9 protein-coding genes are annotated in these 7321 nt (G+C 71.0%); 1 reads left to right on the top strand and 8 read right to left on the bottom strand.

All coding sequences use genetic code 11. The annotated features are described in order from the left end of the window. The first annotated feature begins 56 nt into the window (after window positions 1-56). Window positions 57-1043, top strand: a complete 987-nt coding sequence (locus tag J4E96_RS20090) for a D-alanine--D-alanine ligase family protein (protein WP_227423787.1) — start codon at window positions 57-59, stop codon at window positions 1041-1043. On the opposite strand, the gene J4E96_RS20095 is transcribed toward J4E96_RS20090, so the two are convergent. From J4E96_RS20095 to rpmH, 8 genes are all read right to left on the bottom strand, one after another. Next, window positions 1033-2178, bottom strand: a complete 1146-nt coding sequence (locus J4E96_RS20095) for a ParB/RepB/Spo0J family partition protein (protein ID WP_227423788.1) — start codon at window positions 2176-2178, stop codon at window positions 1033-1035. The two genes, J4E96_RS20090 and J4E96_RS20095, sit on opposite strands and share 11 nt — an antisense overlap. After that, window positions 2178-3128, bottom strand: a complete 951-nt coding sequence (locus tag J4E96_RS20100; RefSeq protein ID WP_319637785.1) for a ParA family protein — start codon at window positions 3126-3128, stop codon at window positions 2178-2180. The genes J4E96_RS20095 and J4E96_RS20100 overlap by 1 nt, the downstream gene beginning before the upstream one ends. 311 nt (window positions 3129-3439) lie before the next feature. Continuing rightward, window positions 3440-4267: a 16S rRNA (guanine(527)-N(7))-methyltransferase RsmG gene (rsmG, locus tag J4E96_RS20105; RefSeq protein ID WP_227423789.1), complete on the bottom strand. Its 828-nt coding sequence runs from the start codon at window positions 4265-4267 to the stop codon at window positions 3440-3442. 96 nt (window positions 4268-4363) lie between these two features. Then, the gene (locus J4E96_RS20110; protein WP_406620140.1) at window positions 4364-5023 is read right to left on the bottom strand and encodes a Jag family protein; all 660 of its coding nucleotides are present in this window, start codon (window positions 5021-5023) and stop codon (window positions 4364-4366) included. A 46-nt stretch (window positions 5024-5069) separates the two neighbouring features. Then, the gene (yidC, locus tag J4E96_RS20115) at window positions 5070-6374 is read right to left on the bottom strand and encodes a membrane protein insertase YidC (RefSeq protein ID WP_227423790.1); all 1305 of its coding nucleotides are present in this window, start codon (window positions 6372-6374) and stop codon (window positions 5070-5072) included. A 54-nt stretch (window positions 6375-6428) separates the two neighbouring features. Then, window positions 6429-6794, bottom strand: coding sequence for a membrane protein insertion efficiency factor YidD (gene yidD / locus J4E96_RS20120; RefSeq protein WP_319637716.1), 366 nt, complete (start codon window positions 6792-6794; stop codon window positions 6429-6431). Continuing rightward, window positions 6760-7116, bottom strand: coding sequence for a ribonuclease P protein component (gene rnpA, locus J4E96_RS20125; protein WP_227423791.1), 357 nt, complete (start codon window positions 7114-7116; stop codon window positions 6760-6762). Before rnpA ends, yidD begins: the two co-directional genes overlap by 35 nt. Before the next feature lie 9 nt (window positions 7117-7125). Continuing rightward, window positions 7126-7263 (bottom strand): 50S ribosomal protein L34, encoded by a 138-nt coding sequence (gene rpmH / locus J4E96_RS20130; RefSeq protein WP_034620737.1) that lies wholly within the window; start codon window positions 7261-7263, stop codon window positions 7126-7128. Window positions 7264-7321 lie beyond the last annotated feature (58 nt).

Consider the following 7321-nt stretch of genomic DNA (forward strand, 5'->3'; position numbering starts at 1 on the left):
ACCACAGATCCTTCCCCACGCACTTCCGCCGTGACCTTCCCCCAGTAAGGAACCCCGTGACCGCCCTGCCCGCCGCGACCTCGCGCCGTGAAACGTCCGCGCGTGTCGTCGTCGTCCTGGCGGGCGGGCTGTCCCACGAGCGGGACGTCTCGCTTCGCTCCGGCCGCCGGGTCGCCGACGCCCTGCGGACGGCCGGGATCGAGGTCAGCGTCCACGACGTCGACGCCGACCTGATCGCCGCGCTCACCGAGGCGGGGCCCGACCTCGTCTGGCCGCTGCTGCACGGGGCGAGCGGGGAGGACGGCTCGGTCCGGGACGTACTGGAGCTGCTCGGGCTGCCGTACCTCGGCACCGGACCGCGCTCGAGCCGCGTGGCTTGGAGCAAGCCGATCGCCAAGACCGTCGCCGCGCGCGCCGGCCTGTCGACGCCGGACTTCGTGACGCTTCCCCAGAGCCTGTTTCGCGAGCTCGGTGCCGGCCGGGTGCTCGCCGCGCTGCTGCGGAGGTTCGCGCTGCCGCTGGTCGTCAAGCCGTCACACGGCGGATCGGCCCTCGGCGTGACGCTCGTGCAGGACCCGGCCGACCTGCCGCGCGCGATGGTCGACGCGTTCGCATATGGCGACACGGCCCTGATCGAGCAGGCCGTCGTCGGCCGCGAGCTGGCGGTGAGCGTCATCACGGACGCGGCGGGCCCGCGCGCGCTGCCCGCCGTGGAGATCGTGACCGACGGCCCGTACGACTACGACGCGCGCTACAACCCCGGCCGCACGGAGTACTTCGCCCCGGCCCGGCTGACGGCCAGCGAGGCGGCGGCCGTGGCCGAGGTCGCCGTCACCGCCCATCGAGCCCTCGGCCTGCGGCACATCTCGCGCACCGACCTCATCCTCGACGGCGACGGGGTACCGCAGTTCCTCGAGGTGAACGTCGCGCCCGGGATGACCGAGACGTCGCTGCTGCCCCAGGCCGCGGTCGCCGGCGGCCACGACCTCCCGACCCTGTACCGCGATCTCGTCGAGGTCGCGCTGGCGGACCTCAGCGCTTGAGCAGGCCCGGATCCTGCGGGGAGAGCGTTTCGAGGATGCGGTTGAGATCTTGAACTGAGGCGAACTCAACCGTGAGCCTTCCTTTGCTCTTCCCGAGGGCAATCTTGACTTTTGTCTCGAACCGGTCCGACAGCCGGGTCGCGAGGTCGTCCAGCGCCTCGTTCCGCTCCCCCGCGCGCGCCCGCCTGGCCACCGGTGCCGGCGCGAGGTCGCCCCCGAGGGAGACGATCTCCTCCGTCGCCCGCACCGACAGGCCCTCCGCGACGATCCGCTGGGCCAACCGCTCGATCGCCGCCCCGTCGGTGAGCCCGAGCAGGGCCCGGGCGTGCCCGGCCGAGAGCACGCCGGCCGCGAGGCGACGTTGCACGAGCGGCGGCAGGCGGAGCAGGCGCAGGGTGTTGGAGATCTGCGGGCGGGACCTCGAGATCCGCGCCGCGAGCTCCTCGTGGGTGCACCCGAAGTCGTCGAGCAGCTGGCGATACGCCGCCGCCTCCTCCAACGGGTTGAGGTTGCTGCGGTGCAGGTTCTCCAGGAGGGCGTCGCGCAGCAGGTCCGCGTCGTCGGTGTCGCGGATGATGGCCGGCACGACGCCGAGCCCGGCGGCCTGGGTCGCCCGCCACCGCCGCTCGCCCATGATCAGCTCGTACGTGGTGCCGTCCTCGCCCGGGGCCGCGCGCACGACGATCGGCTGCAGGACGCCGATCTCCCGGATGGACTCCACGAGCTCGGCCATCGCCTCCTCGTCGAACGAGGTGCGCGGCTGCCGAGCGTTCGGCCGGATCGAGCCCACCGCGAGCTCGGCGAACCGCGCGCCCGGCACCGGGAGCAGGCCGTCAGGATCCGCGGCGGAGTCGTTGGGAGGCACGACTGACGGCTCGACTGACGGCTCGACTGACGCCGCAGCGACCTCGGCCGCCGCCGGCGGCGCGATCGTCGTGACGCCACCAGCGCCGCCGTCCGATTCCGACGCCTCGCCGGCGCTCGGGGCGGCCTTGATCCACGCGGGCGGGCCCTGGGTGCCGGCAGCGCCGTTGCCGCGCGGCGGGAAGAAGACATCAACGGGCCGTTCGCCGTCTGATCCCGAGGGGATCAGCGCGCCGAGCCCCCGGCCCAGGCCGCGTCGCTTCTCGCTCATCAGTGCTCCTCCGTGCTCGGTGTGCGGTCTGCGGTCGCGCTCGCGCCCGATACTCGCGCGGGATCGCGTTCAGTCAGCTCCCTCGCCGCCTCCAGATACGCGAGCGCCCCGCTGGATCCGGCGTCGTGGGTCATGACCGTCTGACCGAAGCTCGGAGCCTCAGACACACGCACCGACCGGGGAACGGTCGTCCGCAGCGTCAGGTCCGGGAAGTGGGTGCGGACCTCCTCGACGACCTGCTGTGCGAGGTTCGTGCGTCCGTCGAACATCGTCAAGAGGATTGCCGAGACCTGAAGTTCAGGGTTGAGGTGCGACTGGATGAGCGTGATCGTCTTGAGCAGCTGGCTCAGCCCCTCGAGGGCGTAGTACTCGCACTGGATCGGGATGAGCACCTCGCGCGCGACCGCGAAGGCGTTGACCGTGAGCAGCCCAAGACTCGGCGGGCAGTCGATGAAGACGTAGTCGATCCGATCCTGCCCGCTCTCGTCCCGGTCGGCGAGATACGCCTCCAACGCCGCGCGCAGCCGTGTTTCACGTGGAACCATCGACACGAGCTCGATCTCGGCGCCGGACAGGTCGATCGTCGCGGGCACGCAGAGCAGGCGCGGGATGTCCGGGCACCGCTGCACGGCGCCGCCGAGCGGGGCGTCCTCGACGAGCACCTCGTAGATCGAGGGCGTTCCTGCGCGGTGCTCGATCCCTAGCGCAGTCGAGGCGTTGCCCTGCGGGTCGTTGTCGATCACCAGGACGTTGAGCCCCGACTGGGCGAGCGCGGCCGCGAGGTTGACGGCGGTTGTCGTCTTGCCGACGCCGCCCTTCTGGTTCGCCACCGTAAGCACCCGTGTGGACTCGGGCCGCGGATACTTCCGGCCCCTCAGCTCGATCCGTCGCCGTGCGTCGAGAGCCAACTGCGCGAGCAGTGGCGAGTCCGTGGGGTCGGACTGCGGCAGGCTACTGACTAGCTCCGCGCGTCGCGCGTCATCGGCCGACAGCGCCGCGTCGGCCGCCGACACGATTGCCGCGGCCCCTGAGGCGGCGACCGGGAGCGGCGCGGATTGGCTAGACCCGGATGTTTCACGTGGAACGGCGGCCGCGTCGTGTGACGCGATGGCGCGATAGGGAACGGGCGGCCGAGTGGGTGCCGCCGACTGCTGTCCCGCGCGCGAACGTGAGGTCGCGGTTCGCGTCCCGGATGTTTCACGTGAAACGCCGGCCCGCGAACCCGAGTCCTCTCCCCCTGCTCTCTGCACCGTGTCTCCCGTCACGCAGTCGCTCCCCGGGTGCCGCTGCCGCCGCGGCCCGAGCTCGAGCCCTGCGTCCGCTTCGAGGCGGCTCGCGCCCCCGCGCTTCCCCGCACAGTCTCGCGCACCACCCGCACCGCGGTCGTGATATCCACGCCGTCGACAGTGCCGACCTCGACGATCTGGGCCGCGCCGCCGCCCAACTTCTTGATGACATACTTGGCCGATTCGACTTCTTCCGCCGCGTGTCGCCCCTTCAGGGCGATCAGCACGCCTCCTTGGACCAACAGGGGGAGCGTCCAGCGCGCGAGTCGGTCGAGCGGGGCGACCGCGCGGGCGGTGATCGCATCTGCCTGCAGCTCGCCGTGGAGGTCCTCGGCCCGGCCGCGTCGCACGTCGACGTTCGTGAGCCCCAGGTGCTCGACCACCTCGCGCAGCCACTCGATGCGACGCTCCATCGGCTCGAGGAGAGTGACCTCGACCTCCGGGAGCATCACGGCGAGCACGATCCCTGGCAGGCCCGCACCCGACCCGACGTCGACGAGCCTGCCCGTCGACGGAAGCAGCGGCGCGACTGCGGCCGAGTTAAGGATGTGCCGCTCCCAGAGCTTCGCCGCCTCACGCGGGCCGATCAGCCCGCGCAGCACGCCCTGCTCCGTGAGCAGGGCGTGGAACCGCGCGAGCACCGGGTACACCTCGCCGAAGTACTCGATCAGGCGCGGGTCGTCGGTCAAGGGGTCGGGCGCGGCATCGGCTTCCGCGGGCGCCACCACCTCGGGGGCACCGCCGTCGACGTCAGCCACGACCTCGTCTTGATCGATCGCGCTGGGTCCGTCCACGTTCGTCACCGTCAATGCTCCTTGGTGGTGCGGTCACTGCCTGTCACCGCGCCCGCGGCGCGGTGCGCCTGTTTCACGTGGAACGCCGGGCGGGGCCGGCCGTGCTCAGCTGAGCCGAACGACCACGTGGCGAAGCGGCTCGATGCCGTCCGAGTCGCTCGCAAGCCCGGCGGCCGCGACGGCGTCGTGCACGACCTTCCGCTCGAACGGGTTCATCGGGTCCAGGGCGAGCGGCAACCCGCTCGCGCGAACCGCGGTGATCGCCGCGCCCGCCACCTCGACGAGCTCGGCCCGGCGGCCCGCCCGGTATCCGGCGACGTCGAGCATGAGCCTGCTGCGCTCCCCCGTCTTCGCCTGCACCGCGAGCCGGGTCAGCTCCTGCAGCGCGTCGAGGACTTCGCCCTCCGCGCCAGCCAGGCGACGCAGCGAGCGCTCCGCGCCGTCCTCGCCGAGGATCTCAACCGCCGCGCGCCCGTGGTCGACGTCGATCTCGATGTCGCCGTCGAGGTCCGCGATGTCCAGCAGCTCTTCGAGGTAGTCGGCCGCGATCTCGCCCTCTTCCTCGAGGCTCTTCGCGCTGCTCGCGTCGCGCACGACCGTCGAGACGTCGTCCGCGCTGGCCGAGGGAGCATCATCGCTCGCCACGGGGGCGTCACTCGCGACGGCGGACGCGCTCGGCTGTGCGGTCGTGATCGGCTGTGCGGTCGTGCTCGTCCCGGCGCCGTCGTTCGTCACGACGCTGTCGTGCTCAGCGGAAGTAGTCATGCCAGCTCCTCGTGCTCACACCTGGTGACCGGCGAACCGGCCGCGGTCATTTCTTGCCCCTGATCGGCGCCGACGGCGGGGCCTCGTCGCCCGACACATCCTGCACCGGCGCGCCTCCGGTCGCGGTCGCTCCGCCCGACGGCGTCGCCTTTGTCGAGCCGGGATCTGCCGGCTTCGAGGTCGCCTGCTTCGATCCGTTCGTCTTCGACGTCGCCGACCTCGACGCGGCCGACTTCGGGGCGGCGGTCTTGCCCGCAGCGGGCTTCGTCCCCGGGGCGGGCTTCGGCCGCGCGGCCTTGCGCGCCGCGGTCGTTCCCGCAGCGCCGGCTCGCTCCGGACCCGACGATGACGCGGTCGTCCCGGCGGCCCGCGGGGCCCCGGTCGGGGGCTTGGTCCGCACGCGGTCCTTGCGTACCGGCTGCACGCGCTGACCCTTCGCCTCGGGGAGCTCGAGGACGGCCGAACCTGCGCCGGTGTCCTGCGGGCCGCTCGGATCCGCCTTGCCCTTGCGAGCGCGACGCTCCCGCATCAGCCGCTCAGCCTGCGAGCCCGGGGTCGGCATGCGCCGGATCGTGTAGAACTGCTGGCCCATCGACCACAGGTTCGTGGTCGTCCAGTACAGCAACACACCGATCGGGAAGTTGACGCCCGAGAAGGCGAACACCAGCGGGAGGATATACAGCAGCACCTTCTGCTGCTGAGCCATCGGCCCCTCGAGGGCAGACGCCGGCATGTTCTTCATCGTGAGCTGGCGCTGGGTGAGGAAGGTCGTCGCCGACATCGCGACGATCAGCGCGATCGTGACGATCCGCGTCGCGGTGGGGTCCGCCGACGTCGCCGCGGTCATGAAGGTCGACGACAGGGGCGCCCCGAAGATGGTGGACTGCTCGGCCTGCGCCGCGACCGTGGCATTGATCGGCCCGAGAGGGTCGCGGGCGCCGCTCGCGATCTCATCGAGGTTGGTGAGCACCCGAAACAGGGCGAAGAAGATCGGGGACTGCGCGAGGATCGGCAGGCACGACGAGAACGGGTTCGTGTTGTGCTTCTTGTACAGGGCCATCGTCTCGCGGCTCATCGCCTCGCGGGAGGCGGGGTCCGACTTGCCCTTGTACTTCTTCTGGATCGCCTGCATCTCCGGCGCGAGCATCTGCATGCCGCGCGAGGCCCTGATCTGCTTGAAGAACAGCGGGATCAGGATGATGCGCATGATGATCACGAGCACCACGATCGACAGGCCCCAGGCCAGGCCAGACGCCGGGTCCAACCCGATCCAGGTGCACGCGGTGTGCGCCAGGTACATGAGCCAGGCGACCACCCACTCGATCGGGTAGAGAATCTTGAAGAAATCCATCGAAGCTTTCCCTCACGTCACTGAAGTGGTCATGGCGCCCGCGAAGGCTCGTGGTCAGTCGTGCCTGGGGTGAACCGAATCCCTGCCAGGCGGAACGTCGTCGACCCCACCAGGGTTCCATGGGTTGCAGCGCAGCACCCGCCACACCGCGAGGCGACCTCCCCGGAGTACTCCGTGGCGCTGCACAGCGAGCACCGCGTAGGACGAGCAGGAAGGGTAGAACCGGCAGCTTGGCCCGGAGAGCGGTGACACGACGCGCTGGTACACCCGCAGCAGGAGCAGCACCGTGAGTTGGGGGACCCGCGCCCCCTGACGAACCAGGTGATGAACCGTCACGTCCGCGCCGCCGCCATCGGGAGCGCGAGCCGGGCGCACGATCCGGCCATCACCGTCGTCCTGCAAGCTGCCGGCGACGGGCACCGATCAGGGCTGCGTCGAAGTCCGCGGCGAGGACACGGGAGCTGAGGTCTGCCGCCACCGGCAGTGCGCGCACGACAACGAGTTCTCCCGTCGGGAGCTGACCGATGCGCTCTCCGACGACCCCACGCAGGCGGCGCTTCACCGAGTTGCGGACGACCGCGTTGCCGACGGCCTTGGACACCACGAAACCGACGAGCACCGGCCCGGGATTCATCTGCTCAGCGACGTGAACAACCAGCGACTGGCGCCCACAACGCGCACCTCGGCGCACCGCCCGCTCGAACTCAGCGGGACGGCGCATCCGGTGCGCGGCGGGAAGCACCCGCTCGGGTCAGGCGGACAGCTCGGCGCGGCCCTTGCGGCGACGGCCGGCAAGGATCGCGCGGCCTGCGCGTGTGCGCATCCGCAAGCGGAAACCATGAGTCTTCGCTCGGCGCCGATTGTTCGGCTGGAACGTCCGCTTGGTCACGAGTCTCTCCAACTACTTCAGGGGAAGCGCACCGACCAGGAACGAGCGGTGCAGGGAT

It is taken from the genome of Pengzhenrongella sicca (genome assembly GCF_017569225.1).
In the GTDB taxonomy this organism is placed as follows: domain Bacteria; phylum Actinomycetota; class Actinomycetes; order Actinomycetales; family Cellulomonadaceae; genus Pengzhenrongella; species Pengzhenrongella sicca.